Origin of the sequence: Ectobacillus antri, from assembly GCF_003852715.1 — a bacterium.
In the GTDB taxonomy this organism is placed as follows: domain Bacteria; phylum Bacillota; class Bacilli; order Bacillales; family Bacillaceae_G; genus Ectobacillus; species Ectobacillus antri.
In genome coordinates this window covers 54,810-81,563 of record NZ_RIAV01000012.1, presented here as the reverse complement: position 1 = coordinate 81,563, position 26,754 = coordinate 54,810, and the positions used below count along the sequence as shown (strand labels likewise).

The window sequence follows — 26,754 nt, the reverse complement described above, 5'->3', positions numbered from 1 at the left end:
TATGAAGGCAATTATTATTGATGACGAGCTTCATGTACGACAAGGCATTCGTTTACTTGGCGAATGGGCACGCTTTAATATTACAGATATCTATGAAGCAGAGAATGGGGAACAGGCAAAAGCTTTACTGCTCACACATCGTCCGCAGCTTGTATTTACTGATATGAAAATGCCAAAGATGGATGGTACAGCGCTTCTACAGTGGATTAAGGAAAATGGACTTAACTGTAAGACGATTGTAGTTACAGGCTACAACGATTATAACTATATGAGAAATGCTATTCAGTTTGGTAGCTTTGATTATATTTTAAAGCCAATTGATCCAGACGTATTGAATCAGACCATCGAACGAGCGATTGTAGAGTGGCAGGAAGCAGAAAAACAACGAAAGCTGCAAATGCAAGAAACAAGCTTTATGAATCAAATTAAACCGATGTATCGGGATCAAAAGCTAAAGACGCTCCTGAAAAATCCAGCATTATATAATCCAGAATATGAAACAGAGCTTGGCATTCCTGAAAATGCTGTATTTTCATTTGTGCGAATCGGTGTATCGCAGGCGGCAATAGACGCTGTATTTGCCGGAGAGCAGGAGCTTTGCTTATTTTCATTAGCAAATGTAGTGAATGAGTTTTGTCGGTCGAAGGGGCACGCTTTTCAATATTATGAAGAAAACGAGATTGCGCTGTTATATTGGGGAGAAGATATTGAACATAAAATGCGGCGTTTGCTGGGATGGATTCAGCAATATCTTGAGATAAAGCCTTGGATTTGTATTGGAAGGCGTGTGGAAGGCGTGATTTCACTATTACAGACAGTTGAGAGTGCAGAGCAGGTACGGCAAAACATGAATGTGCTACGAAAAAATCAAGGCGTATATTTGGAAGAATCTTCGCCTATCGAACGAGTCAGTTTATTAGATTTTACTGCTGAGGTAGAAGAGCTAGTGAACACAGGTAGCTTAGAGGTATATGATAATTTAGTAGAGAATGTGTTACAACCATTTCGTACAACAGGCATTTTGCCCCTAGAACAAATTCAGCAGTGGGAACGCGAATACCTTGTCATTCGCGATCGCTGGTTAAATCGGTATGGCTATGAGATAAGGGAAGAAAGTGTTTGGGAAAGCTATTGGGATGTACAAAGCAATTTTTCACTAGCGGCGTTTTTGGAAAGAAAACAGTCCAACGTACAGACCTTTTTGCAGGAAATCAAACAGCGAAAAGGCAAGCAGCAAAATACAATGGTTGAAATTGAGCAGTACATCAAACAAAATTATCAAAAAGAGTTACGTTTACAAGAAATAGCCGAGATGTTTTATTTAAGTAAAGAACATATTTCGCGCCGCTTTAAGCAGGAATATGGGGAGACGCTATCTGATTATGTAACGAATATCCGTATGGAAAAGGCAAAGCTCCTGCTACAAAATGAATCGTTTAAAATTTATGAAGTAGCCGCAATGGTCGGCTATCAGGATGATAAATATTTCCGAAAAGTATTTAAAAAAGCGACGGGGATTACGCCGAACGAATACCGAGCGGAATATACACAAAAAAAATAAGCAGCTGCGGGCTGCTTATTTTTATTCAGCAATTTCTTCGTACATAAAGTACGTTACGTCATAAATGTATTCTACTTCTTCGTCTGTCATGTACATCAACTCATCGCGTTGTAGCCCCTTCTTTTTTTCAATAAACTCAATCATGTTACGGCGTTCTTCTCTTTTCATGTTTCATGCCCCTTCCCTTTGTTTTAGTACAGTTTATTTAAGTTAATACTATTATATAACAGAAAGTTTAGAATGTGCTACAACTTTTTGAATGAAATTTGTACATTTTTAAGAGCCCTATAATAGGGCTCTTAAAAGGTAAGTACTTCAGGCTGCACAACGCCTGCTTTTTCTACGTAGTAAATGTGCTTTGGTGTAATCTTCAGCAATACGTAGTTTGGATCATCGGGACCGTTTAGCCAGCGCCCCAAATTTTCATTCCAGAACTGTTTCTTGAGCTCCGCGTTGTTCTCTACAGAAGCAGTGCCTTCTACTTCAATAAACTCTTCTTCCCAGCTCGTACCGTTTCGGCCAAGCAAGACATGAACAGCATTGTTTGCTTCAATATCAGAAAGCTTTTTGGATTGGCGATCTGTCGCTGCATAAAGCGTAACATCTTCATGAAAAAACATCATATAACAGCTATGCGGCTTTTGATTGCGAATCGTAGCTAAAATTCCTGTCGGTTGACCGCTCATAATCTTTGTGACTTTACTTTTAACATCCATTGTCATAACACTCCTTTTTGATTTGCCTTTCTTACTTTTTTCTAGAATGCGTAATTTTAAACAAAAATTAAGATAAAAAATACTAAATCATGTTAAGAATAATGGTAAAATTATCTTGTTTTATAAAGAAAGGACGGTGTAAGGATGAACAGACTCTTTTTTCTGTTAGTATTAATTGGCGTTCCGCTTTCTGTAATCGGAAATCTGCTTCATTTTCCGCAAACCATTATGTTTGGTGTCTACTGCCTAACTATTATCGCGTTGGCGGGCTTTATGGGGCGCGCAACAGAGAGTTTGGCTATTGTATCAGGACCGCGAATCGGCGGTTTGTTAAATGCAACATTCGGCAATGCAGTGGAACTTATCATTTCTATTTTTGCTTTAAAAGCGGGATTAACAGGTGTCGTACTCGCATCTCTAACGGGTTCAGTATTAGGAAACCTGTTGCTCGTCGGCGGTCTTTCCTTTTTAGTAGGAGGACTGAAATATAAACGCCAGGAGTTTAATGTGTATGATGCACGTCATAACTCATCACTCCTTATATTTGCTGTTGTGGTTGCGTTTGTAATTCCGGAAGTATTTTCAATGAATCTCAATAAAGAGAAGACATTGACGCTTAGTGTAGGAACATCCATTATACTCATTGTGTTATACTTAGCAGCACTGTTTTTTAAACTGGTGACGCACCGAGGGGTGTATCAGCATCAAAGCGATGAAGTAGAAGAGCACGAAGAACCGGAGTGGGGCAAAGGAAAAGCACTTGCCATTTTAGCAGTGGCAACACTTGCGGTTGCCTATGTATCTGAAGCACTTGTACATACATTTGAAGCGGTTGGAGATAAATTCGGTTGGTCTGAACTGTTTATCGGTATCATTATCGTCGCAATTGTCGGAAACGCTGCTGAACATGCTTCGGCTATTTTGATGGCGTACAAAAATAAAGTAAATATCGCAGTCGAAATTGCAGTTGGTTCCACATTACAGGTAGCGATGTTTGTTGCACCTGTACTTGTATTAATTTCATTTTTCTTTGAAACACAAATGCCTCTTGTGTTCACCCTTCCAGAACTTATCGCTATGATTACAGCGGTATTTCTAACAATCGCTGTTTCCAATGATGGAGACACGAACTGGTTTGAGGGCGGAACCTTATTGGCTGCTTATTTTATCATGGGTATTGGTTTTTACCTTCTATAAAAAATTCCGTCATGTTGCCGGGATTTTTTTCATATCTCCTTAATATGTTTGTACTAAATGCAGATGAAGGAGACTAGGTATGATACGATTTTGTTTTTTTGTGGCAGGCATTGTGTTACTGACATTAGGTGTTGCTCTTACTTTAAAATCAAACCTTGGTGCTGGCCCTTGGGATGCACTAACGGCAGGACAAGCCGCAACACTGGGATTGACAGTCGGTACGTGGGTAATTATTAACGGCGCTCTACTATTGTTTGTAAATGCTTTTTTAGTAAGGGGAAAACCGCAGTTTTCGGCGATGTTAACCTTTTTTGGTATTGGCTTCATGCTCGATATTTGGCTGCTGCAAATGAAGGGATGGCAGCCGGAAGGAGATGCTGATAGAGCTGCTACATTAACAGCAGGGATCCTTTTACTTGCCCTTGGCGTATCCATGTACCTGCAATCACGCTATCCAGTCAATCCTATTGATAATTTAATGCTTTCTCTGCAAAAGCGCTTTGGTACGAATTTAATGGCCTCTAAAACCATTGGAGAGGTCGGTGCGCTTGTACTTGCTATTTTTCTGCACGGCCCTGTTGGCTGGGGAACGCTTTTGATTGCCATCGTCATCGGTCCTCTGATTCAAGTCTTATATGATCCTGTTGGAGCTTTTATGCAAAAGTGTGGCATGAGCGTAAAAAAATGAGCATAACAAGCGAGGCCCCAGAAAACAATAACAGTGATGTACTTTATTGAAAGGGGCTATATCATGAAACAGGTCATTACCAGTGTGTGTTCGCTTTTATTATTGCTTGCGCCTTGTCATGTATTTGCTGAAAAAGCGGCGATTAAAGCTCCGCCTTCCGCTCTCGACATATCAAAGGAAAACACGTATCCCAATCCGACGCAGGATTTGCCGCGGTTGCAGCCGAGCGAACTGGCTAAAAACCTATTGGATACGTCCAAAATACCGATTGAAAATCCAGATCTTATTCGAATGTTTAACGAAACGTCGATTTCCAATGCACCGCTTGCTGTTGGATACCGTGCTAAAATTTATCTCGGTCAGTGGCCGCTCAACTATGAGTCCACGGAAACAACGGTAAATTGGGAGTATCAACAAATCAACCGCAACTTTCACGATAATCGCGGTGGCAAAACGTTTCACGCATTGTCCTATCATCAGGACACACAAAAAATCATACAGGGCGGTTTAACCGCGCCAATTAAAAATGCGGAAGATGTCAAAAAAATGATGCTTCTAAAGGCAATGTCCAAAACGAACTTGCCGCTTGCTTTCCAAACGGTAGTTGGTTACGGTACTAAGCACAGCCGTGTCTACAATATTGCACCAAGCAATCTTGGGTATTTAACAGCCTATGCACCTGCTGTTAACGAAAAAGGGAAAGTAACCTTCGGCGAGGTATATTTGGTGCTAAAGGGCAACCAACGTCACCTGCTTATTAAAAACGTAACCTCACAAGGCATCGGCGCTTGGATTCCGGTGCAAGATCACGTATCCTTTGGATTTGTTACGTCGCCAACGCCGCGCTAAGGGAAAGTCGCCAAATTAACCGCAAAAGTGGCCAGAAAAAGGTGCTCCCTCACGAGGAGCACCTTTTTACATGATATTAGCTTTTCTTGTTAAGAAATTTGTCTCAGGATAATAGCTGTTTTTTACCAAAATGTTCGGGCCAAGGCATTGCACTGCCGGACAATGACAGCTCAGTTCTTTTGCCGTCTTAGAAGCTGTCCACGTCTCGTAAGCTTCCTGTAGGGTATGTGTTTGAATGTTACCAAGCGCCGGCGTGTCGCCGAAGTCCGTCACAATGATGTTGCCGTCAAAAATATTAACGTTTAAACGAGACCGCCCATCCGGATCATTTCGTACTGTTACATTTTTACTATCGCGCAGCTTTTGCAAAACCTTCAAATCTTCTTCATCGTCGCTGCATGCATAAAACGGCAGGGTGCCAAATAGCATCCACACATCTTCATTGCGAATGTCTAGCAAATGTGAAATCGCTGCGCGAATTTCTTCTTTTGTTAAAATCTCAAGTGTACTCGCGAAATCACTTGGATACATTGGATGCACTTCATGCCTTTGGCAGCCCATCTCTTCCACGATCTGGCGGTGAATATGCGCAATATGCGGCAATGTACGTTTATTGAGCATCGTTTCCGCCGATACAAGTACGCCAGCTTGCGTGAGCGCTTTGCTGTTGTCAATCATGCGTTGGAACAGCTTTGCACGCTGCTCGAAGCTTGGCTTGCGCTCCATCATCGCAAAGCCACCCTCTACAAAATCCTCAATTGTTCCCCAGTTATGAGAAATATGTAATACATCTAAGTACGGTATAATTTGCTCATAACGCGCCAACTCTATAGTTAAATTAGAGTTGATTTGCGTGCGGACACCGCGCTCATGTGCATAACGCAAAATCGGTACCACATAGCTTTCTACTGACTTTTTGGAAAGCATCGGCTCACCGCCGGTAATGCTGAGAGAACGCAAATGCGGAATTTCGTCTAGTCGCTTTAAAATTAAATCAAGAGGCAGGGCATTTGGGTCCTTGGGTTGCAGGGTATAACCAACCGCACAGTGCTCGCATCTCATGTTACAAAGAGTGGTTGTTGTAAACTCAACATTGGTCAATGTCATTTTACCGTACTCTTGCACATCCATATAAGCTTCCCACGGATCATAGGAAGGTGTAATTTTTTGTAGTACCTTCATATATATAACTCCTTTATTCAATAAGAAATCGTCCATCCTTAATCATAGAAGAAACCGCCAGCTTAATAAACCGTTTTGCTTAAAAAAAATTTCCTGTATAATAAGAACCAACCATAGAAAAAGGAGCGAGTACCCATGGGCAACGCTACAAACAACAAAGATTCACAACTAGTATATTTAAAGGAACGTTTAAATATGTTTGTCCAAGTCATCGACACAATTGAGCCGGAGGAAGTAGAACTAGAGGATATCGACCGCTTGCTTAGTATACTAGACGAGCTTGAACATAAGTGTGAGCAATTCAAAAAAGGCGAGTAAACAACTCGCTTTTTTCTATGCAAGAAAAATTCTTATGCTTCTCCCCTGAAAAGGAGTATAATCGAGTTGTGCAACTTTTCATAAAGTTAACAGCGTTCACAGGGGGGAAACAAAATGGAAAAGCTTCAAGAAAGCATGTATCAGCTTATTGTTGAAACTTCAACAAACTTGCCAAAGGACGTGCGCCGCGCCATCCAGCGCGCGAAGGAACGCGAAAGCGCCGGCACTCGCTCCGCTATGGCTCTGGATACAATCACAAACAACATTAAAATGGCTGACGACAACATTTCACCAATTTGTCAGGACACGGGAATGCCTACATTTAAGGTGAAAACGCCAGTGGGTGTCAACCAGCTTCGTATTAAAGAAGCTATCTATAAAGCAGTTGAACAAGCGACAGCTGACGGCAAGCTGCGTCCCAACTCTGTTGACTCGCTATTTGGCAACAACAGCGGCAACAATCTTGGTGCGGGGACGCCAGTCATTAAGTTTGAACAATGGGAAAACGATTACATTGACGCGCGCCTTATCTTAAAGGGCGGCGGCTGTGAAAATAAAAACATTCAATATAGCTTACCATGTGAGTTAGAAGGCTTAGGACGCGCAGGACGCGACCTAGATGGCATTCGCAAGTGCTTGATGCACGCTGTATATCAAGCGCAAGGACAAGGCTGCAGTGCTGGTGTAATCGGCGTCGGTATCGGCGGCGACCGCACATCAGGCTACGAGCTCGCAAAGGAGCAGCTATTCCGTTCCTTAGACGACGAAAACAGCATTCCAGAATTACGTCAGCTTGAAGAATACGTGATGGAAAACGCGAACAAGCTTGGCATTGGTACAATGGGCTTTGGTGGCGAAACAACGCTACTAGGCTGTAAAATTGGCGTATATCACCGCTTGCCGGCAAGCTTCTTTGTCTCCGTAGCGTACAACTGCTGGGCATACCGCCGTTTAGGTATTAAAATGAACCCGGAAACAGGCGAAATTACAGAATGGCTGTACCAAGAAGGCGACGACACGCTGCAGCACGAAGCGCCGCAAGAAACAGAAACAGCGCAGCGTGAAATCGTCCTGCAAGCACCAATTACAGAAGACCAAATCCGCGAGCTTCGCGTTGGTGATGTTGTGACAATTAACGGCATGATGTACACAGGCCGCGATGCGCTTCATAAGCACCTAATGGACAACGACTGTCCGGTGGATCTCAACGGTCAAATTATCTATCACTGCGGTCCAGTTGTCATGAAGGACGGCGAAAAGTGGACGATTAAAGCCGCAGGTCCTACAACGAGTATTCGTGAGGAGCCGTATCAAGGCGATATCATGAAGAAATTTGGTCTGCGTGCGGTTATCGGTAAGGGCGGCATGGGTGCTAAAACGCTTGCAGCATTAAAAGAGCACGGTGGCGTGTATCTAAACGCAATCGGCGGCGCAGCACAGTACTACGCAGAATGCATCAAAGACGTAGAAGGCGTCGACTTCATGCAGTTTGGTATCCCAGAAGCGATGTGGCACCTGCGCGTAGAAGGCTTCAAAGCCGTTGTCACAATGGACTCTCACGGCAACAGCCTGCATGCTGATGTAGACAAATCCTCACTAGAAAAGCTATCACAATTTAAAGAACCGGTATTCAAATAAGGCGAAGCAGATGCTTCGTCTTTTTTTGGTGTGATTTCGGCCAGTTTCGAAGATAATTCAGCCAAATTACAAATATTCCGGTCAGTTTAAAAGACATTCCGGTCAAACCACTTGGAAAACAATACCCGGCATGAAAACAAAGCACAAAACAGAAAATACGAGTACGAAGCACTGCGGAAAGGAGCTTACAACCATGAACAAAAAACGGATTGCCTTCGCTGTACTCGTAATGATGCTGATGTGCATCCCATCAGCGGTATTCGCCTATGCGAATGCTGCCAATCATTGGGGGACACCGCGAAACAACCAAGAACAGCCGCCAGATGCGGGTAAAGAATTCACTAGCCTGATTGAGAAATACGATAGCTTTTACCTAGGTGATACAAGCAAAAAAGACATTTACCTCACATTCGATAACGGATATGAAAACGGCTATACCGAAAAGATTTTAAACGTATTAAAAAAGAAAAAAGTGCCGGCAACCTTCTTTATCACAGGTCAATATATTAAAGAACAGCCTAAAATCGTCAAGCGCATGGTCAAGGATGGCCACATTATTGGCAACCATTCCTGGCACCATCCTGATCTTACATCCGTTAGCGACACCCGCTTTCGAAAAGAACTGCAGCTACTTGAGGACGAAGTAAAAAGCTTAACCGGTCAAAAAGAACTGAAATACCTTCGCCCACCGCGTGGCATCTTTAGCGAACGCACTCTTGCTTTATCAAAAGAAATGGGCTATTACAACGTATTTTGGTCACTTGCTTTTATTGACTGGAAGGTTGACCAACAGCGCGGCTGGAAGTACGCACATGACAGCGTTATGAATCAAATTCATCCCGGCGCCATCATCCTGCTTCACTCCGTATCGAGCGACAACGCTGAGGCGCTCGGGAAAATCATCGACGACCTTCGCAAGCGCGGCTATACATTCAAAAGCCTAGATGACCTAACAAATGATAAATTCGGACCAAAAATCAACTACTAACAAGCTGTGAGCGCCTTGCTCACAGCTTTCTTGCATGTCGTATGTTATAATGGGTCAAAAAGGGTGAACACTATGTGGAGAAAGACAGTCGAACTACAAAACCCGTATAACTGGGAACAAGTCCTGCAGCGGCTAGCAATGGATCCGCTGCACGCAGTAGATATAGAAAAAAGTGAAATCAAAGTGCCACTTATCGTGAACGAAACAGAAATAGTTGTCTCCGTTCAAAGCACCGGCACCCTTGCAGCACCTGCGTTTGTCATAACAAGCGAGGGACCGGAAGAAGATATTATCCAGCGTATTAGCACCATCTTTGGGTGGCAACAAGACATGGAACGCATTCACAGCCATTTCTTACAAACAAACCTGCGTCCTATCTTTAAAACCTTTGCGTACACACCAATTGTGCTCGAATTTAACTACTTTGACTGCCTAGTGCGCTGCATCATCCACCAGCAGCTTAACCTAAAATTCGCCTTTACCCTGACAGAACGCTTCGTTCACACCTACGGCAAGCAAATCGACGGTGTTTGGTTTTACCCAACACCTGCAGTTGTCGCAAAGATAACCGTAGAAGAACTGCGCGCCATGCAGTTTAGCCAACGAAAAGCAGAATATATGATTCACCTCGCGCAGCACATCGTCAGCGGCCACCTACACTTAGACGATCTCGGGGCAATGAGTGACGAAGAAGTCATGAAAACCTTGTTACCACTGCGCGGCATTGGACCATGGACCGTCCAAAACTTTTTAATGTTCGCGCTCGGACGACCAAACATGTTTCCAAAAGCAGACATCGGTCTTCAGCGCGCCGTCCAGCAGCTGCTTGGACTTTCACAAAAGCCAGACGATCACATGCTAGAGGAATTGAAACAACAATGGGAGCCATATGGGAGCTACGCATCCCTGTACCTATGGCGTAGTATAGAGTAGGAGTGTAATACCTTGACACAAAAACAAACACCATACGAAAGCAAGCTTCAAATGGGACAAACCTTTCCCGTTACAATTAAACGACTTGGCATCAACGGCGAAGGGGTCGGCTACTTCAAACGACAGGTCGTCTTCATCCAAGGCGCCCTGCCAGGGGAGGAAGTCGTTGCCGAAGTAACCAACATCAAAAGAGGATTTGCTGAGGCAAAGCTGAAAAAAATTCGCAAAGCATCACCGCAGCGCGTCGCACCGCCATGTCCTGTATACGACCAATGCGGCGGCTGTCAGCTGCAGCACCTATCCTACGACGGACAACTCGAACAAAAGCGTGACATCGTTGTCCAAGCCTTTGAAAAATACACAAAAGTGCCGACAAGCCTCATCCGTAACACCATCGGGATGGAAGACCCTTGGCACTACCGAAACAAAAGTCAGCTTCAGGTCGGCAAAGCCAAAAACGGCATCATCGCCGGACTGTACGCGCTAGGCTCGCATCAACTTGTCGACATCTCAGACTGCCTCATTCAGCACAAGGCAACAAATGAAGTCACACAAAAGGTGAAGCGCATCCTAGAGAGACTAGACATCTCGGTATATAACGAACGGAAGCGCACCGGACTTATCCGCACCATCGTCACGCGCATCGGTGTGCAAACAGGAGAAATACAGCTCGTCTTAATCACAAGCAAAAAAGAACTGCCCCGCAAAGAGCAGTTCATCAAGCAGGTCCAAACCGCCCTGCCGCAGGTCAAATCCATCATGCAGAACGTAAACGGCGAAAAAACCTCGCTCATCTTCGGTGACGAAACCTTCCGCCTCGCTGGCAAGGAAGTCATCCAAGAAACACTCGGCGATCTCAGCTTCGAGCTATCCGCCCGCGCCTTCTTCCAGCTCAACCCGGTCCAAACCGTCAAGCTGTACGACGAAGCCAAAAAAGCGGCTGGCCTCACCGGCAAAGAAAAAATCGTCGACGCCTACTGCGGCGTAGGCACCATCGGCCTCTGGCTTGCAGACGGAGCCGCTGAAATCCGCGGCATGGACGTCATCAAGGAATCCATTGAAGATGCACAAAAAAACGCCAAACACCACGGCTTCACCAACACCAAATACGTAACCGGCAAAGCCGAACACTGGCTCCCCAAATGGGTCAAGGAAGGCTGGCGTCCAGATGTAGTGGTGGTCGACCCGCCAAGAACGGGCTGTGATGACAAGCTACTGGAGACGGTATTGCAGGTGCAGCCGAAGCGGCTGGTGTATGTGTCGTGTAATCCGTCGACGCTCGCTCGGGATATAGAGAAGCTGTCGAGGAAGTATGAAGTGAGTTACGTGCAGCCGGTGGATATGTTTCCGCATACGGCGCATGTGGAGTGTATCTCGCAACTCATTTTAAAGAAAGGCAACTGACCAACTGGTTCGTTGCCTTTTTACATGTCTTGAAATGGATTTACAAACGTGTAACTCACATTTCGCAACCTTAAAAACAAAAAAATAGGGATTTTTTAAACGGTGTCGAATTCTTTGGAGAAACCACCTTCAAAGGAGCGAACACCATGAATATTCAAATGAATGCCATCTATCAAGCTTCTTACTTGAATATGATAAGCGCGATCATGAAAGAACTAAAAATCGGCGAACTCATCGATTAGCTCGTCCCGGTCGATATCGTCCAGCTTCTCCTACTCGATATTCTCAGCGGCAGGCAGGCTCTTGTTCATCTTGAAGAATGGGCCGGCCGTATCGATCTACCGAAGTTGTTGCGCGAAGGCGTTCAGGCTTCTCATTTCAATGATGATGCCATTGCCCGCCATTTGGATAGGCTTCACGATGCAGGCATTCATGAAATCGTGTCCACGTTTCTTCTGAATACCTATAAACATGAAAACATCCCCATGCGTGTGTTTCATGGCGATACAACCAGTAAGTCGCTGTATGGTGCTTACGATTCCCCAAGTAAGGTGCTGAACATCACGGAAGGATACAGCCGCGACCGACGCGATGCCAAACAAATTCAATTCGGCTTAATCGGAAACGAGGGCGGCCAAAGGCGGGCGTGCAGCTCACCATCACTCCCGATGAGGAAGCGTTCCAGCGTGCAAAACGAAAAGCCTCACGCTTCGTACTGGTGACCACGGTTCCGGTCGAACTTCATGGCGAAATCATGGACAGCCGGACGATCCTGGAGCAGTACAAAGGGCAAATCAACGCGGAAATGAATTTCTCTTTCCTGAAAGATCCCTTTTATACGGATGAAATCTATTTGAAAAAGGCGGAAAGGATCCGGGTAATGGGCTATCTGTTTCTTTTGGCCCTCGCCGTATACCGAGTATTTCAGCGCCGGCTGCGCCAGCACATTACCGCCCAGCGGCCGACCGGGCAAGCGATCTTTCAATTATTTCGGTACGTGCAGGTGGTCGAGTTTACCCTGCCGGATGGGTCCAGGCATCGTCAATTTGCCCAGCCGCTCACGTATGAACAGCGCCGTGTGTTAGAGTCCCTTGGATTTACGGAGAGCATTTACGTATAGATGAACCATGAGAAACAGCCGTGGCGAAAAAAGGAATCGCGTCACGGCTACAGGTGTTAAAACCGCCTGCCTGTTTGAAAAAAGGCAAAAAAGATGGCATTTTCACTCAGCTAGGGTTCGAAATGTAAGATGCAGCACACTTTCCTTCTTCAAGTGAACATGCATCCGGTTATATAGGGTGCTCAACCAAGTTTGGGCACTATGGATGACCCAGTTTGCCAGTGTCTGACGGGATAACGGAATGCCAAGACGGGCAAGTTCCTGCTCCTGCCGGTAGAGTGGCAGCCCTTCTACATACTTCTGATGCAAGATATAAGCCAGAGCCTATGGCGATGCCAAGCTGCCTGTGTCTGGCCGCTGTTCCGAAAGTCTTGAATCCTTTGGCTCCATAGCTCTTTCCGTTTTGCGATCGACATGAAAAAACCTCCTCATTTTTATACTGAGGAGATTATCGCATGATTCCGGCTCTATAACTATGTGGTACAGTTTGACGCTTACGTCTAAAAAACGGGGTGTCCCAGAAGATAACGCTATGCGCTACCTTTTGGGACACCCTCAACATTCAATCATTCTCTGGTTTATTCTTACTAATGTTGATATTGACTCCTGTTGGTACCTTACCACTTTGAACTCCTTCATAGATTCCTACTGCAGTCAACCACACTTCATCATCATATTTAAAGTATTTATAATCCGTGTTTTTAATACTAGGTGAATTATTATATTTCTCTGTGAGTACGTTCAATAAGTCTTCCTCGTTATAATTAATACCTAACGAACTCATCAAGTCATTCAAAATATTTAGTGTTATACTTTTATCCTTATCACTTTTATTAAAATCACGTGTGGAAACTATAACTTCTACACTTGAAACTTGCTTTGAAGTTGAGGGGAAAAGGATTCGAACCAAGTTTTTCTCTGAGGAAGCTCTATATACACCATCATCTTCATAAATCTTATTTACACTTTTTTTCTCCTCTAAGCTTCTAGCTAATTCCTTAGATGAAACTGAAAAAGTGTTCCTTGTAGACATAGCAGTTTCTTCTGCTTTTGCTGCAGCTTTATCTTCGGGAGTATTTTTTAATCCTGTTATATCTCTTTTGGCACAAGCTGTAAGAATTACAGCTATTACTACTGATAATAACATTAATTTTCTCATTAATTAGTTATCCTTTCCTCACCAATAATTTTCCCAGACTCGATTTCAAACACTGTATCACAAAGCAAACTTATGTCACCTTCACTATGACTAGTTAAGAGGATTGTTTTATTTTTCTTTAACTCTAACAATAGATTCTGCATCTCCGCAAGTCCTTTTTTATCCAATCCATTGAAAGGTTCATCTAATATAAGGATGGATTGATTCTCCATAATTGCTTGAGCAATTCTAAGTCTCTGCTTCATTCCAAGAGAATATTTACCTACAAGTTTGTTTGCTTGTTGCTCTAATCCAACTATTTTCAGAGAATGAAGAATTTGTTCCTTGGAAATTTGTCTCCTTATCTCAGACAATAAGAGTAGGTTTTCATAACCTGTTAACTTAGGTAAAAATTCTGGAGTTTCAATTATTACTCCTGCATCTTCTATAAAGTCAACATCTTTTCCTATCACTTTACCATTTACGGTAACACTTCCTGAAGAGTAGGAGGTGAATCCGCATATCACCTTGAATAACATACTTTTGCCAGAGCCATTATAACCAACAAAACCGTATGATTTGTTTTTCTCTAAATTTAGCGTGATGTTGTCTAAAATTAACTGTTTTTTCACTTTCTTTGACACACCCGACAAAGTTATAGCATAGTTCAAATAATTCACCTTCTCAGTAGATATAGTTTATTTACATACTTATAAAGAAAGAGGCAGAGGACTAAAACAATAAATTGAATGCTAAAGCTATCTAAAAATTGATTAGTATAATCAAAAAGAATGATATTTACATTCATAAGATTTAAATCTAAATAAATTACAAGTAATGTCCCAATTATAGTAAATGTTAGGGCGACTATTCTTGAAAATAAGAGAGTTAATAACAGGCATATAAAACTAGTATTGAGAATGTACATAAATTCTAATACCGTATGCATCCCGAATAATTTTGCGTATTTTGGTGTGAAATAAAGAGGTGCATGCTCGATAAAATAATGATAAGAGATATATAACAATGTACAACTAGTCCATATAGCCATATATCTTACAGTCTCCTGAAAAATAATACGTGACTGGTACAAGCAGTAGCTACATAGTTTATTCCTTCTATGTAAGGTGAAAAAGAAATGATTTTCTGGCACTCTCATAAAAGAGAAGGTCGCAAAGGTAACACCTAGGAACAATATAGTAAAGGGGCGTATAGCACCTAGAATACCAAAATGGTAGTAAACATCTAAATCTTTAATTTGAGTATTTCCCCAGACTTTAATGAAAAGACCTAATTGCCTAGAAATACTGTTATCAATAGGGTACTTTAGCAGATCATCTATATTAATATTAAGCAGCACACTGAACGATGTTATAATTATTAGCAGAAACATTAATATTCTAAAGAACATGTTTTTTCCTTCCATAGTATATTTTCTTGATAAGAAAGATGAACAGGAACGCTAAACTAGCATATAGGAATAATATCATCACTAGTTTCAGTAAATCCTGTAATGTACTAGTTGGAGCTTCGTGCAAAGACAGTGGCATATACAAGAAGTCTTGTCCCTCTTTTTTGTAAAGAATGGAGAAGATGTTTAATACGACAAGGGACAATCCCCCAATTAAAGAGGCGGTTCCTCCCCATAATATTCTAAATATAACACTTATAAAATTTAACAATATAAAACACAGGTTAATTAAAACAAAGAATTTGATGGTATAGAGCAAGTCTATCCTACCAAAATGTTGAAAGTTCACAATGTTTATAACGATTATAAAAACCAATGTATATAAAATGTTCATTGGCAATAAACTCTTGAGTATTCTAAGTACAGTAGAATAGAAGCTTTTATTCCTTGCTAAAAACATACTATTTGAAAAGAAGGCTTGAAAGTTATTTATGAAAATAAGATACAATAAAAAAAATGATGTAAATGAATTTAAATTATCCCCTATAAATAAATTAGGTGAAATTTTCATACTGTATGGAAATGTAAAAACTATACAGTAGTAGAGATAGGATAATAAAAGCGCCTTTAAGAAACTATGTTTATATGCCAAATTTATCACCTTTTCTGAGATGTAACATAATAAGTAAAATCCCCATTAACAAAGGAATCAGCAATGGAACTGAAATTTGAGATATTGAAACATCACTGTAAGAGTTATATAGGATTCCCAACAATGGTGAAACTAACTCAAGATGAAAAGATGCAGCTAGATTTGATAGGACAAGATAATAGACGAATGGAATTAGAACCACAAAATAAGCTTTTTCTGTCCATAGAGCGACTGCACATGCGAAGAAACCGTAAATAAAGCCAAAAAGAAAATTTACTATGAAACAAACATATATAAAATATGAAATTGCATCATTAGCAGGTAGGAAAGCGCTAACACTCTTAAATATTCCTAGATTTTCATTGACATAATTAGGATTGAACCAAGCTGTAAATATATAAAATATCAGCTGAGGACAAGCAAAACAAAGTCCCGATATAAATGAGTACAACAGAATAGTTTTATATAACATCCTTTTGTAATTCTTCACTCTTCCGTATGTATATAACAGGTACCCTCTGCCCTCATTATAAAATTGTATGACTGGTAATGTAGCAGGTAAGGTAAAGATAAACAAGGAATAGTACATGCTGTCAAAAACCATTAGTTCCCAAGTTGCGTTAGAGAAATAATTTTTAGCTAAAAAGAGTCTTCCTTTTCCTGCCAAATCACCACTACTGTAGTCATAGAGAAATATAGATTCTATAATACTGCTTGATAAAAAAAAGGATATAAAAAGAGTAAAAGTGAAAAATGTGAATGAACTAATACTGTATCTATTAATTAATCTCTTTCGAAAAATACTTTGCATAACTGCCTCCCTGGAGAAAATTAATAATGTGTTATATAAAGAAAATAGTCAAAATAATTAGTTTTATAAAAAGCGATCTAAAGGTAGTTTTATGAGTTAAAGATACAGGTTGAACCATGTCAATCCTATCGTTAGACAATCATAAACTACATTGAAAGCATTTATAGAACCAGCAATTTTGACTTCTTTCCTGCCTATGTCTTTATTATATTACTTAATCTTGTGAGTCAGGAGACCATGAACCCTTAACATAGATATCTCCACCACTATAAGTTCTTTTAAGATTTAAATGGTATGTATAACCAGCATACCCTACATTGTAGAATGATGCTCTTGTTCCTCTCTGAACAATGCCAGATCCTCTATAAGCATGATCTACGTTATGTAGGGTAGTAGTTACATTTGCAGAACCAGGGCTTTCTGTCAGATTTACTACATATTTCCCAGCATCAGTCTGTCCATCATGTACTTTATAAGCATCACCTGGAACATCCTTATCATATGAATAGCTTACATAGAAATCGATTGGGTCAATATCTCGAAGCGCATATACACTTGTTGCTGAAAACAAACCTACACCAAATGCAGCAGTTAAAACTGGAATTACCAATCTTTTTATTTTTTTCACAAATAATTCCTCCTTTTGATTAATATTACAATTTCCATAGGCAAATACATAATACAACAAGAAATTAGAATTATCTACACTTTTCTTAAATATTTGACATTTTTATATTTTCTTTTTACAAATATTAATTTATTTTGTCTTGAAACTCATTTCTATACAAATGATGTGTAATTGCTACCTTTCGTGAATTTGACAATACAATTAACCTTCCTAATCCGCAACATATACAGCCGAAGGAAGGAATATTTGATTCGGAGCAAACACCAACAAGGCAACTAACGTATCAGTTTAAAATATGGGAACGATTGAAACATGCGCAAGTTAATAGGAATGCAGAAGTAGCAGTTTTACACGAGCGGCAGAAAAATCAGTCCAAATCTGTTCATACTTTCATAGAGCAGCTAGATAAGATTGTAACGGATTGGCGCGCTCATCCAATACCAGAGCAAAGTATACAGCAGTTGAAACGAATAGAGGAAGAATATAAACGCGAAGGTTCGCACATAAGAGATGCCGTACAGCAGCTTGGTACAGTTCTACATGGTCTTCAAGTAGAAAAGTCGCAAACCATCAAAGAGCAAGAGCGATGCGCAAAGCGTATAAAAGAAAATCATGAAAGAGAAGCTATCGTGATTCAAATCAAAGATCTTGCAGCGTTTAAGCAAGAAAAAAAGGAACAACTGCAACTATGTATGAAGGAACAAGACGAGAACAAGAAGCTTGTAGACCTGCTTCATGCACAATTAAGAGATCTAGAAGATGCGCAACGTCTTATTCAAACGCACGTAGAAAGTTCCTTCACTCAGGCGGCCATTAACACCGCGCTCATTCAAGAGATACGTGCAAATCCTAATATCGTGGCCAATCGCTGGATGCAAAAAAAACAAAGAGAACACACTCTTGACCCAATTTTTGCAGTTCCTTCTTTATTTAACTTCCAATGGATTGTCGTAAGTCCACCTGAGCTCATTAAAACAAGCGTCAGCCAGCGCTTTAACACATATTATCAGCTAGAATTGGTGCAGGAAGACGAAATTGAGTTTGTCCGGACAAAACATAGGAAGTACACGAAAACACTTGTCTGAGTAGTATCAACATATAAACAAACTATGTCACAACGACCACTACTGAAACCCTCAATTTGAAGGGATTTCAGCAGTGGTCTTATTTTTACATCTGTACCCTAATTAATATGGTTTTAGAGGCAAATATAAAGGACGTTTGATAGATCTTGCTTGCGGAGGGAGCACCAAACGCAAGTTATCCGCGCGCCGGTGTCCCGGGAGAAGGTGTTGCGGAGCAGCAAAGGCAAGTTTTGCGCATGCAGGTGTCCCAGGAGGCGCTCTTGCGGAGCACCAAGCCCTAGTTTTCTGTTCACAGGTGTCCCAGGAGGCGTTCTTGCGGTACACCAAACCTAAGATGAACGCGCTCTCGTGGTCTGCGAGCCTAGCGTTATACCCTAAAACGCATATTTGTTCAAAGTTTGATGCTTTCAGGAGAATAAACGTAACAGTTTCCAAGCAGGGAGCTTGCTGAAAACATGCATGGAGATTTTGATTTGCTAGTTGAGGATACACTAAAACGTAGAAACACCTCATTGATAACCCAAAACAAAAAACTGTCACATTTTATTAGATGGTCAAAAGGCATGATTCCATGTACGATGGAATCATGCTTTTTCTTTTAACGGTGGCTTGTACTGTAGGAAATGCGAATATACGTCCTGGGGGATACGAATGATAAAAATTATGGCTGATTCAACATGTGATTTATCTGATGAAGTACTGGAGAAGTACGATATCAGCTTAGCACCACTTACAATTGATATAGGCGGAAAAATATATAGAGACAGAATAGATATTCAGCCGGATGCGTTTTATGGAATGTTGGAAGCGTTACCTGAATTTCCGACTACAGGGATGCCAAGTCCTGCGGAGTATTTGAAGATTATGAAGGAGGCCGTCGAGAGCGGCTATAAAGAAGTGTTATGTATATGCATGTCGAGCGGTACAAGCGGTGCGTATCAGTCAGCTGTGTTGGCTAAGGATTACTTCTTTGAGGAGCAGCCAGACTCGCATGTGAAAATACATGTCGTAGATTCAAAATGTATGAGCCATGGAAGTGGCTGGCTGGTTCTGAAAAGCGCCATGATGAGAGAAAAGGGAGCCTCATTTGAGGAGCTCGTAAGTTTTAACGAAAGTTTTAAGAAAAAGGTAAAGCATTTCTTGTCTGTGGATGACCTCAATCATTTGATTAAAAGCGGCAGACTCAGCAATTCTAGTGCAATTATAGGAAAGATTTTAATGATTAAACCGATTATGAGCATGAAGGATGGAAGAGGAGCGATAGTCGGGAAAGAAAGAGGATTGAAAAGAGTTCTCAAACACTACGTCCAAGAGTTTATAAAACGAAATGATGCAACTGTCACAGATTTTATTATTATCGGTTATACATCCGATAGGACAATTGCTGAAAATTTAAAAGCAATTCTGCAAAAGGATACAGATTTCTCAGGAGAGATCTATATTATGCAGATGGGTGTGTCTGTGGGAACTCATGTTGGCTTAGGTGCGATATCTATGTTTTTTGTGGAGAAATAAGCAGAGTGGTAACGTGAATACAATGGATTGGCGGGAGTAAGGCAGGTATTTGCCTTACTCCTTTTATATATAAGGAGACTGGTGATAAAATAGAATATATTTACATAAATAGGATGGGGGAGTTATAGATGAAAGAGCTTATAAAAGAAATTCGTAAGTTTAGAGATGAGCGCGGCTGGGGACCTTATCATAACGAGAAGGACTTGGCAATTTCCATATCGTTAGAAGCAAACGAGCTTTTAGAAAATTTTCAATGGATTAGTAGTGAAGAGGCGCTTGATGCGTCGTCAGAGAATATTAAAGAAGAGATGGCCGATGTATTTATATATCTACTACAGCTAGCAGACAAAATGGATGTAGATTTGATTGAGGAAGCGTTTAAGAAAATGGAGAAGAACGCGCTAAAATATCCAGTGAATCGAGAGAAATAATTGTTTGAAATTAGTAAACTCAACAGAACTATATGAAAGAAAACGGAGGCTATCAGTATGTCTCACTATACAAGCGAAGAACTTCAACATGCGTTACATGTGATATCTTCATCGATTCGCAACTGTGAAAAGATGCAATTAAAATTTGAGGAGGGAGCTTCTCAGCACTCCTTATTGCAAAGCAGAATGAAAGCATTACAAATCTCCCAAGCGGTGATTACAAGAGATGAGACGCTGCAAGAATATGCCCGGGAAGAGATTATGAAAGCCATCACTCCCATTTCCTCTATTATTAGTAAAAGCGACAAAGGGCAGCGGAAATATGCTGAGGGAACATCGACTTATACGCGGTTTCAAAACATTTTGCGAGCTATGTATGTAGCAAGGGATTTATTAAATGAGGAATTTGCAAAAAGAAATGTGTAGAGAAGGCGCAGTGTCCCCTTTTTGTTCTTTAAAGGGTAATTCCTAAAGGCTTTCCATTACAGTGGTAGTAGTCATACCGAAGATATGAATGCTGCAGACCGTTGGTGGATTGATATTCGTCAACGATAAGACTCAATAGTTTAAAAAGCTGCTTACCTTAGCAGCTTTTTTGATTGCGTCCCATACCACGTATTATCCCAGCAAAATAGGGGAATTTAACTGTAATTCATAACAAATGGAAAGTACGCTAAAAGTAGCTTGTTAGGATAGGGGGATTCCTGTTTGAAATTAGAAGATATCTTAGCCGCAAGAGATAAATTAAAAAGTGTTGTCCATATGACGCCGATGGATTATTCAAGGACGTTTAGTAATCTTTCACAGAATGAAGTGTATTTAAAACTGGAGAATCTGCAAAAAACAGGTTCTTTTAAAGTGAGAGGCTCTTATAATAAGTTGGTCTCCCTAGCTAGAGAAGAGCTGGAAAAAGGAGTAGTGGCAGCTTCTGCTGGGAATCATGCGCAGGGTGTTGCGTATTCGAGTCAAATGCTCGGCATACCTTGTACGATTGTGATGCCTAAGGGGGCGCCGCTGAGTAAGGTGCTTGCGACGAGGGAGTATGGTGCTAAGGTTATATTGGAAGGAGAGGTTTTTGATGAGGCTCTTGCCTATGCCTTGGCCTACTGCGATCAAATTGGAGGCACGTTTATTCATGCGTTTGATGATGAGGAAGTCATTGTGGGGCAAGGGACGGTTGGCGTTGAAATTATGGAGCAGCTGCCGGATGTGGATGCGATTATTTGTCCTGTCGGCGGCGGCGGTCTGATTGCGGGCGTGGCTATGGCTGCGAAGCAAATGAACCCGCATGTGGCTGTGTACGGTGTGCAAACTCTCGCTTGTCCTAGCATGAAAACCTCCTTGTTAGCGAAAAAACCAGTCATGGTGGAAGCAACTCCGACGATGGCAGATGGGATAGCTGTAAAAAAGCCCGGAAACAAAACGTTTGAGGTGATCAAAGACTATGTGGATGACATCGTGTGTGTCGATGAAATGGAAATTGCGCGAACGATGCTTTTGGTATTGGAGCGAAATAAGCTGTTAGTCGAAGGCTCAGGTGCGAGTTCGCTAGCTGCGCTTATTTACGGCAAATTACCTGTAGCAGGTAAAAAAGTAACGGCTGTTTTAAGCGGTGGAAATGTGGATGTTAACTTTATCGCAAGAATCATCGAACGTGGCTTGGTGGAATCGGGACGGTATGTGCATTTTTCAATACCATTAAAAGATAAGCCGGGCGAGCTTGAAAAGGTGTTGAATTCGATTACTGGTTTACATGCGAATGTGCAGGATATCAACCTTGAGCATATCGGCAAGCATATTTATCCTGGATTTTCTCAGCTTGAAATTTCTGTTGAAACAAAGGACCAGGAGCATATCGAGCGGTTACATAACGATTTAAAAAGCAAGGGATATCATGTACAAATTGATGGTACTCTTTTTGAAAATATGTGAGAAAATTATCTTCTTTTGTTTCCCTTTTCATATGTGCACATCCCGCTGAAATACGAATAAATAATATAGTAAAATACCCTTTATTGTATAGTTTATTGACACTATTGGGAATAGAAGATATAATTTTGAAAAAAGATTTGAGAGATATTACGTTATATATCTTGATGCTTTAGCATGTTGTTAAATAGGATTTGACAGCATGAAAAAGCAAGCAGTCTTTATACCGATGTAAGCGTTTATACGCGTACGGTATTTTAGGGAGATCTTTAAAAGACGTCAGGTTCGTTAAAGATAAACCGACAATTCAGGAAAGCAGTGGTGTTCCATCACTGTTCCTAAATTGTCGGTTTTTTTATTTCAAGATTTCAAATCGGAGGGGGAGCTGTGATGAACAAAAAAGAAATCATTCACACCTTTTTTAATCGCAGAATTGGTGTTTTAGCTACGATGCATCATAAGGAAAAAGTGATGTCACCCCTGTTAGAAGAACAGCTTGGGATTAAGATAAAAGTACCAATAAATCTAGACACAGATCAGTTTGGCACATTTACCCGCGATATTGAGAGGGTAGGAGATCAGGCAGAGACCGCCAAGCTGAAAGCGAGGTATGCGATAGAGTTGTCAGGTGAGACGCTAGCTATAGCAAGTGAAGGTGTATTTGGCCCCCACCCTGTCATGCCCTGGCTTCCATATAATCGCGAAATGGTGTTCTTACTGGATCAAGAGAATAAGTTTGAACTATTTGGGGAAGCAATTACAACAGATACAAATTATCAGTATCTTCCGATGAAAAGTCGTGAGGAGGCGTATGCATTCTGTGAAGCAGTTGGATTTCCAGAGCATGCGGTCGTTGTAAGAGCCAATCACGAAATCATAAAGGGCATTATAGAAAAAGAACAGTTGGATGAAGTTATGACGTATATGCAAAACAAGTATAGCAATGAAGAAGTTATTATTGAGACCGACATGCGTGCATTATACAATCCAACTAGAATGAAGCATATACAGGCAGCCACTGAGGATTTGATACGGAAGATATACAGCCTTTGCTCAAGATGTTCTTATCCTGGGTTTGAGGTAGTGGAAAGAAGAGAGGGGCTTTTATGTAGGTGCTGTGGGCTCAAAACAAAGCTAATACAAGCAGAGATTTATAGGTGTAAGAAGTGCGGAGAGATTGAGGAAAGACTATATCCAAGCGGTAAGCAATTTGCCGATCCGTCTCAATGCTTTTTTTGTAACCCTTAGCTACAAGCAATGAGAAACTGATGATAAAGGAGTATGTAATGAGTACAAACTTAGAGAATTTTGTAAAACAGACGATTGCTGAAATAGACAATTATGATAAGGAACATCTAAAGTGCATCAGACAAGTAGTAGCAAAAGCCATTGATTTTTATAAGTTTAAGTCTTATGAGCGAATGGAAGAGACCGTACAGGGGCTCGTACCATTTATCTATATATACTCTATGGCGGAGGAAAACCTTTTATCTAAAATCGCGGGATTTGCGGCAGGGAGTGATAGAGATTTTGATATTGAAGAGGTGTATGAGGGGCGTGTCATAAGAGAGTATTAAGTCAGACAGTAGAAACAACTAATCTATGGGGGGAGAATAGTCATGACATATAAACAACCTGTTACAATTGCCAGAGGGGATGGAATTGGACCTGAAATCATGGATGCAACACTGCGAATTTTAGAATGCGCGGGAGCTATGATTCAGCCGGAGTTTATTGATATTGGGGAAAGTGTATATTTGTCAGGTAATACCTCGGGCATACCGGAAGAGGCTTGGGAATCACTTAGACGGACAAAGGTGTTTTTAAAAGGACCTATTACAACACCGCAAGGCGGAGGGTATAAAAGCTTAAATGTAACCATTCGAAAAACATTAGGATTGTATGCTAATGTGCGGCCGAATGTTTCCTATGCACCGTTTGTGGAAACAAAGCATCCAAATATGAATCTTGTGATTATCCGTGAAAATGAAGAAGATTTGTATGCGGGAATTGAACACCAACAAACACCGGAAGTTGTGCAATGTCTTAAATTGATTACCCGTCCGGGAACGGAAAAAATCGTAAGGTATGCGTTTGAGTATGCAAGAAAAAATAATCGAAAAAAAGTAACGTGCTTTACGAAAGACAACATTATGAAATTAACGGATGGTCTGTTTCATAAAGTATTTAAAGAGGTTGCTAAGGAGTACCCGGAAATTGCGACAGAACATTGGATTATTGATATTGGCATGGCGAAAATTGCGGATGCGCCACAAGACTTTGATGTGATTGTTATGCCTAACCTGTATGGAGATATCGCATCTGATGTAGCCGCGCAGCTAACAGGCAGTGTAGGGCTTGCCGGTTCTGCTAACATCGGCGACCAGATTGCGATGTTTGAAGCGATTCATGGCAGTGCGCCAGATATCGCAGGTAAGGGTATCGCCAATCCATCAGGTCTTATTCACGGCGCGATTATGATGCTCGTTCATATTGGTCAGCCTGAGGTGGCTGCTCGTATTCATAACGCATGGTTAAAAACATTAGAAGATGGTATTCATACGGTAGATATCGCGAAGGGCGGCCGTTCCGTTGGGACAATGGAGTTTGCAGAAGCGGTCATTCAAAGATTGGGTCAACAGCCTATTACGTATACACCAATCAAGTATAAGGCTGTAGCATCTAAGGAAGCTACACAATTTCAAAGTGATCCAGCGGTAAAGAATCGTCCGAAACCAGATGTGGTTCGTGAGTTAGTTGGAGTAGATGTGTTTCTGTTTAACAATGAGCTTACTCCTAACGAGATTGGGAAAAAGCTAGAGGAAGTAGCTGGTCCGCATTTCAATTTGGCGTTGATTACAAATCGGGGCGTAAAGGTATATCCGCAAGGCTTTCCAGAAACATTTACAACAGATCACTGGCGTTGCCGATTTGAATGTAACGAGGTGCTAGGAAATAGCAACAAAGAAATTGTGGAGCTGTTAAACCGAATTTATCAAATCGATTTAGACTTTATCAAAATCGAAAACTTATACAAGTTTAATGGCGAGAGAGGCTATTCATTAGGGCAAGGGCAATAGGAGTAGACTAGCATAATAAAGAGGCGGGCATATAGCCCACCTCTTTTGCTGTTTAAACAAACGTTTGTTTAGAAGTTTATGCCTCTGCAAGCTCTTTTTGCGCATAAACAGCAGTATCCAATTCACCTGTCGCCTTACTTGTCAGTACCCCTGCGGTCATGCTGCCGCTAACATTTAAGGCGGTACGTCCCATGTCGATTAAGGGCTCCACTGAAATCAGGAGACCGACAATGGCTACCGGAAGATTCATGACGGATAGGACGATGAGAGCCGCGAAGGTGGCACCGCCCCCGACACCCGCAACACCGAATGAGCTAATTGCGACAACTAGAATCAGTGTAAGAATGAAAGAGAAGCTGGTTGGATCAACGCCTGCCGCTGGTGCGACCATGACTGCTAGCATGGCTGGGTAAATGCCGGCGCAGCCATTTTGGCCGATAGAAAGTCCAAAGGAGGCGGCGAAGTTGGCGATGCCCTCGGACACACCTAGATCCTTTGTTTGGGTTTTAATGTTTAATGGTAACGTACCAGCGCTTGTGCGTGACGTAAAGGCGAATGTTAAAGTCGGAAATGCTTTTTTGACATATTGAGAAGGATTTAGTTTTGCGAGCATCAATAAAAGCAGATGCACGATGAACATTAGAATCAGTGCAACGTATGAAGCAATGACGAACTTCCCTAATTTGGCGATGGCATCATAGTCGCTTGTTGCGGCAACCTTGGTGATAATGGCAAGAATGCCGTATGGCGTTAAACGCAGAATGAGGGTGACGACTCTCATGGTAATCGCGTAAAGTGTATCAATGATTTTTGCGAAAAATGCGCCTTGCTCAGGGTCTCTGCGATTCACACCGAGATAGGCAAGACCAATAATAGCTGCAAATATTAAAACCGCGATAGTAGATGTTGGACGTGCGCCAGTTAAATCTTGAAACGGGTTGCTTGGCAGAAACTCAACAATTTGTTGCGGAAGTGTCATCTCTTGCACTGCCGCAGCTCTTGGCTTTAATAATTCATTTCGCGCTGTTTCGGCAGCACCTTGGTCTAATTCAATGCCGTCAAGGCCAAAGCCTAAAGCAACACCAATTCCAATGGCTGATGAAATAGCGGTTGTGCCAAGTAAAATACCGATAACAAGGACACTGATTTTGCCAATGTTTTTGGTAAGCTTCAGTTTTGTGAAAGCAACTACAATGGATACGAAAATGAGCGGCATCACAATCATCTGCAGGAGCTTTACATAACCGCTGCCGACGATGTTAAACCAATTGATGGATTCGCTTGTCACCTCAGATGTTATGCCATAAACTTGATTCAGAATAAGACCGAAAATAAGACCTAACCCTAAAGCGGCAAAAACGCGCTTAGAAAAGGAAACCTGCTTTTGTTGCATTCGATATAAAATAGCAATAAGTCCAAGAAACAGTGCGATATTCAAAACAGTCAGAAAGATATCCATGTTTCTCCCCCTCTCGTAGTG

Annotated in this window: 25 protein-coding genes and 2 pseudogenes; 18 read left to right on the top strand and 9 right to left on the bottom strand. The window is 41.6% G+C overall.

The genetic code is table 11. The annotated features are described in order from the left end of the window. Window position 1 precedes the first annotated feature (1 nt). Window positions 2-1,561, top strand: a complete 1,560-nt coding sequence (locus tag EEJ45_RS12075) for a response regulator transcription factor (protein ID WP_124565074.1) — start codon at window positions 2-4, stop codon at window positions 1,559-1,561. A gap of 21 nt (window positions 1,562-1,582) precedes the next feature. Here the strand turns inward: EEJ45_RS12075 and EEJ45_RS12070 are convergent, their stop codons facing one another. Then, window positions 1,583-1,729, bottom strand: coding sequence for a BH0509 family protein (locus EEJ45_RS12070; protein WP_124565073.1), 147 nt, complete (start codon window positions 1,727-1,729; stop codon window positions 1,583-1,585). A gap of 131 nt (window positions 1,730-1,860) precedes the next feature. Next, on the bottom strand, window positions 1,861-2,277 hold the full coding sequence (locus EEJ45_RS12065; RefSeq protein WP_124565072.1) for a pyridoxamine 5'-phosphate oxidase family protein: 417 nt from the start codon (window positions 2,275-2,277) through the stop codon (window positions 1,861-1,863). A 144-nt stretch (window positions 2,278-2,421) separates the two neighbouring features. On the opposite strand from EEJ45_RS12065, the gene cax reads away from it, so the two are divergent. The 3 genes from cax to EEJ45_RS12050 all read left to right on the top strand — a co-directional run bounded on the left by cax (window position 2,422) and on the right by EEJ45_RS12050 (window position 5,011). Next, complete coding sequence (gene cax, locus EEJ45_RS12060) at window positions 2,422-3,474, top strand: calcium/proton exchanger (protein WP_124565071.1); 1,053 nt, start codon at window positions 2,422-2,424, stop codon at window positions 3,472-3,474. A gap of 79 nt (window positions 3,475-3,553) precedes the next feature. Next, window positions 3,554-4,162, top strand: a complete 609-nt coding sequence (locus EEJ45_RS12055) for a YczE/YyaS/YitT family protein (protein ID WP_124565070.1) — start codon at window positions 3,554-3,556, stop codon at window positions 4,160-4,162. Window positions 4,163-4,225: 63 nt separating this feature from the next. After that, a complete protein-coding gene (locus EEJ45_RS12050) occupies window positions 4,226-5,011 on the top strand; it encodes a YfkD famly protein (protein ID WP_124565069.1) in 786 nt (261 codons plus the stop codon). Between the two features lie 66 nt (window positions 5,012-5,077). On the opposite strand, the gene yfkAB is transcribed toward EEJ45_RS12050, so the two are convergent. Then, window positions 5,078-6,193, bottom strand: coding sequence for a radical SAM/CxCxxxxC motif protein YfkAB (gene yfkAB, locus EEJ45_RS12045; protein WP_124565068.1), 1,116 nt, complete (start codon window positions 6,191-6,193; stop codon window positions 5,078-5,080). 135 nt (window positions 6,194-6,328) lie between these two features. Between yfkAB and EEJ45_RS12040 the strand changes: the two genes are divergently transcribed. The 6 genes and pseudogenes from EEJ45_RS12040 (at window position 6,329) to EEJ45_RS12015 (ending at window position 12,594) form a co-directional block, all read left to right on the top strand. Beyond that, window positions 6,329-6,511 carry an SE1561 family protein gene (locus EEJ45_RS12040; RefSeq protein ID WP_124565067.1) on the top strand — a complete coding sequence of 61 codons (183 nt, stop codon included), beginning with the start codon at window positions 6,329-6,331 and terminating at the stop codon, window positions 6,509-6,511. A 114-nt stretch (window positions 6,512-6,625) separates the two neighbouring features. Then, on the top strand, window positions 6,626-8,149 hold the full coding sequence (locus tag EEJ45_RS12035; protein ID WP_124565066.1) for a fumarate hydratase: 1,524 nt from the start codon (window positions 6,626-6,628) through the stop codon (window positions 8,147-8,149). A gap of 193 nt (window positions 8,150-8,342) precedes the next feature. After that, complete coding sequence (gene pdaA, locus EEJ45_RS12030; RefSeq protein WP_124565065.1) at window positions 8,343-9,137, top strand: delta-lactam-biosynthetic de-N-acetylase; 795 nt, start codon at window positions 8,343-8,345, stop codon at window positions 9,135-9,137. A 72-nt stretch (window positions 9,138-9,209) separates the two neighbouring features. Then, entirely contained in the window at window positions 9,210-10,070 is an 861-nt protein-coding gene (locus tag EEJ45_RS12025) for a DNA-3-methyladenine glycosylase family protein (protein ID WP_124565082.1), read from the top strand. 12 nt (window positions 10,071-10,082) lie between these two features. Beyond that, on the top strand, window positions 10,083-11,474 hold the full coding sequence (rlmD, locus tag EEJ45_RS12020; RefSeq protein WP_124565064.1) for a 23S rRNA (uracil(1939)-C(5))-methyltransferase RlmD: 1,392 nt from the start codon (window positions 10,083-10,085) through the stop codon (window positions 11,472-11,474). A 146-nt stretch (window positions 11,475-11,620) separates the two neighbouring features. Then, window positions 11,621-12,594: pseudogene (locus tag EEJ45_RS12015) on the top strand (IS1634 family transposase). Between the two features lie 105 nt (window positions 12,595-12,699). Here EEJ45_RS12015 and EEJ45_RS12010 read toward each other — a convergent pair. The 5 genes and pseudogenes from EEJ45_RS12010 to EEJ45_RS11990 all read right to left on the bottom strand — a co-directional run. Continuing rightward, window positions 12,700-12,903: pseudogene (locus EEJ45_RS12010) on the bottom strand (IS66 family transposase); the annotation flags it as partial. A 253-nt stretch (window positions 12,904-13,156) separates the two neighbouring features. Beyond that, a complete protein-coding gene (locus EEJ45_RS12005; protein ID WP_124565063.1) occupies window positions 13,157-13,753 on the bottom strand; it encodes a hypothetical protein in 597 nt (198 codons plus the stop codon). Continuing rightward, window positions 13,753-14,412: an ATP-binding cassette domain-containing protein gene (locus tag EEJ45_RS12000; protein WP_124565062.1), complete on the bottom strand. Its 660-nt coding sequence runs from the start codon at window positions 14,410-14,412 to the stop codon at window positions 13,753-13,755. The genes EEJ45_RS12005 and EEJ45_RS12000 overlap by 1 nt, the downstream gene beginning before the upstream one ends. 1,372 nt (window positions 14,413-15,784) lie before the next feature. Next, window positions 15,785-16,606, bottom strand: a complete 822-nt coding sequence (locus EEJ45_RS11995; RefSeq protein WP_124565061.1) for a hypothetical protein — start codon at window positions 16,604-16,606, stop codon at window positions 15,785-15,787. 214 nt (window positions 16,607-16,820) lie between these two features. After that, window positions 16,821-17,234 carry a hypothetical protein gene (locus EEJ45_RS11990; RefSeq protein WP_124565060.1) on the bottom strand — a complete coding sequence of 138 codons (414 nt, stop codon included), beginning with the start codon at window positions 17,232-17,234 and terminating at the stop codon, window positions 16,821-16,823. A gap of 305 nt (window positions 17,235-17,539) precedes the next feature. On the opposite strand from EEJ45_RS11990, the gene EEJ45_RS11985 reads away from it, so the two are divergent. The 8 genes from EEJ45_RS11985 (at window position 17,540) to EEJ45_RS11950 (ending at window position 25,274) form a co-directional block, all read left to right on the top strand. Beyond that, window positions 17,540-18,319, top strand: coding sequence for a hypothetical protein (locus tag EEJ45_RS11985; RefSeq protein WP_124565059.1), 780 nt, complete (start codon window positions 17,540-17,542; stop codon window positions 18,317-18,319). 651 nt (window positions 18,320-18,970) lie between these two features. Continuing rightward, a complete protein-coding gene (locus tag EEJ45_RS11980) occupies window positions 18,971-19,834 on the top strand; it encodes a DegV family protein (RefSeq protein WP_124565058.1) in 864 nt (287 codons plus the stop codon). A gap of 128 nt (window positions 19,835-19,962) precedes the next feature. Further along, the gene (locus tag EEJ45_RS11975; RefSeq protein ID WP_124565057.1) at window positions 19,963-20,265 is read left to right on the top strand and encodes a nucleotide pyrophosphohydrolase; all 303 of its coding nucleotides are present in this window, start codon (window positions 19,963-19,965) and stop codon (window positions 20,263-20,265) included. Between the two features lie 57 nt (window positions 20,266-20,322). Beyond that, on the top strand, window positions 20,323-20,691 hold the full coding sequence (locus EEJ45_RS11970) for a hypothetical protein (RefSeq protein WP_124565056.1): 369 nt from the start codon (window positions 20,323-20,325) through the stop codon (window positions 20,689-20,691). A gap of 336 nt (window positions 20,692-21,027) precedes the next feature. Further along, entirely contained in the window at window positions 21,028-22,197 is a 1,170-nt protein-coding gene (gene ilvA / locus EEJ45_RS11965; RefSeq protein WP_222928031.1) for a threonine ammonia-lyase, read from the top strand. A 387-nt stretch (window positions 22,198-22,584) separates the two neighbouring features. Further along, a complete protein-coding gene (locus EEJ45_RS11960) occupies window positions 22,585-23,442 on the top strand; it encodes a DUF6671 family protein (RefSeq protein WP_124565054.1) in 858 nt (285 codons plus the stop codon). 38 nt (window positions 23,443-23,480) lie between these two features. After that, window positions 23,481-23,771 carry a DUF6407 family protein gene (locus tag EEJ45_RS11955; RefSeq protein ID WP_124565053.1) on the top strand — a complete coding sequence of 97 codons (291 nt, stop codon included), beginning with the start codon at window positions 23,481-23,483 and terminating at the stop codon, window positions 23,769-23,771. 42 nt (window positions 23,772-23,813) lie between these two features. Beyond that, window positions 23,814-25,274 carry an NADP-dependent isocitrate dehydrogenase gene (locus EEJ45_RS11950; protein WP_124565052.1) on the top strand — a complete coding sequence of 487 codons (1,461 nt, stop codon included), beginning with the start codon at window positions 23,814-23,816 and terminating at the stop codon, window positions 25,272-25,274. A 76-nt stretch (window positions 25,275-25,350) separates the two neighbouring features. On the opposite strand, the gene EEJ45_RS11945 is transcribed toward EEJ45_RS11950, so the two are convergent. Then, complete coding sequence (locus EEJ45_RS11945; protein ID WP_124565051.1) at window positions 25,351-26,733, bottom strand: L-cystine transporter; 1,383 nt, start codon at window positions 26,731-26,733, stop codon at window positions 25,351-25,353. Between the last annotated feature and the right edge of the window lie 21 nt (window positions 26,734-26,754).

Coding starts and splice junctions, on each gene's coding strand:
- ilvA (WP_222928031.1), top strand. CDS start 21,028: ATGACGCCGATGGATTATTCAAGGACGTTTAGTAATCTTTCACAGAAT.
- EEJ45_RS12035 (WP_124565066.1), top strand. CDS start 6,626: ATGGAAAAGCTTCAAGAAAGCATGTATCAGCTTATTGTTGAAACTTCA.
- EEJ45_RS12070 (WP_124565073.1), bottom strand. CDS start 1,729: ATGAAAAGAGAAGAACGCCGTAACATGATTGAGTTTATTGAAAAAAAG.
- EEJ45_RS12055 (WP_124565070.1), top strand. CDS start 3,554: ATGATACGATTTTGTTTTTTTGTGGCAGGCATTGTGTTACTGACATTA.
- EEJ45_RS11945 (WP_124565051.1), bottom strand. CDS start 26,733: ATGGATATCTTTCTGACTGTTTTGAATATCGCACTGTTTCTTGGACTT.
- EEJ45_RS12025 (WP_124565082.1), top strand. CDS start 9,210: ATGTGGAGAAAGACAGTCGAACTACAAAACCCGTATAACTGGGAACAA.
- EEJ45_RS11960 (WP_124565054.1), top strand. CDS start 22,585: ATGAACAAAAAAGAAATCATTCACACCTTTTTTAATCGCAGAATTGGT.
- pdaA (WP_124565065.1), top strand. CDS start 8,343: ATGAACAAAAAACGGATTGCCTTCGCTGTACTCGTAATGATGCTGATG.
- yfkAB (WP_124565068.1), bottom strand. CDS start 6,193: ATGAAGGTACTACAAAAAATTACACCTTCCTATGATCCGTGGGAAGCT.
- EEJ45_RS12050 (WP_124565069.1), top strand. CDS start 4,226: ATGAAACAGGTCATTACCAGTGTGTGTTCGCTTTTATTATTGCTTGCG.
- EEJ45_RS12005 (WP_124565063.1), bottom strand. CDS start 13,753: ATGAGAAAATTAATGTTATTATCAGTAGTAATAGCTGTAATTCTTACA.
- EEJ45_RS11950 (WP_124565052.1), top strand. CDS start 23,814: ATGACATATAAACAACCTGTTACAATTGCCAGAGGGGATGGAATTGGA.
- cax (WP_124565071.1), top strand. CDS start 2,422: ATGAACAGACTCTTTTTTCTGTTAGTATTAATTGGCGTTCCGCTTTCT.
- EEJ45_RS11955 (WP_124565053.1), top strand. CDS start 23,481: ATGAGTACAAACTTAGAGAATTTTGTAAAACAGACGATTGCTGAAATA.
- EEJ45_RS12075 (WP_124565074.1), top strand. CDS start 2: ATGAAGGCAATTATTATTGATGACGAGCTTCATGTACGACAAGGCATT.
- EEJ45_RS11980 (WP_124565058.1), top strand. CDS start 18,971: ATGATAAAAATTATGGCTGATTCAACATGTGATTTATCTGATGAAGTA.
- EEJ45_RS11995 (WP_124565061.1), bottom strand. CDS start 16,606: ATGCAAAGTATTTTTCGAAAGAGATTAATTAATAGATACAGTATTAGT.
- EEJ45_RS12040 (WP_124565067.1), top strand. CDS start 6,329: ATGGGCAACGCTACAAACAACAAAGATTCACAACTAGTATATTTAAAG.
- EEJ45_RS11975 (WP_124565057.1), top strand. CDS start 19,963: ATGAAAGAGCTTATAAAAGAAATTCGTAAGTTTAGAGATGAGCGCGGC.
- EEJ45_RS11970 (WP_124565056.1), top strand. CDS start 20,323: ATGTCTCACTATACAAGCGAAGAACTTCAACATGCGTTACATGTGATA.
- EEJ45_RS12065 (WP_124565072.1), bottom strand. CDS start 2,277: ATGGATGTTAAAAGTAAAGTCACAAAGATTATGAGCGGTCAACCGACA.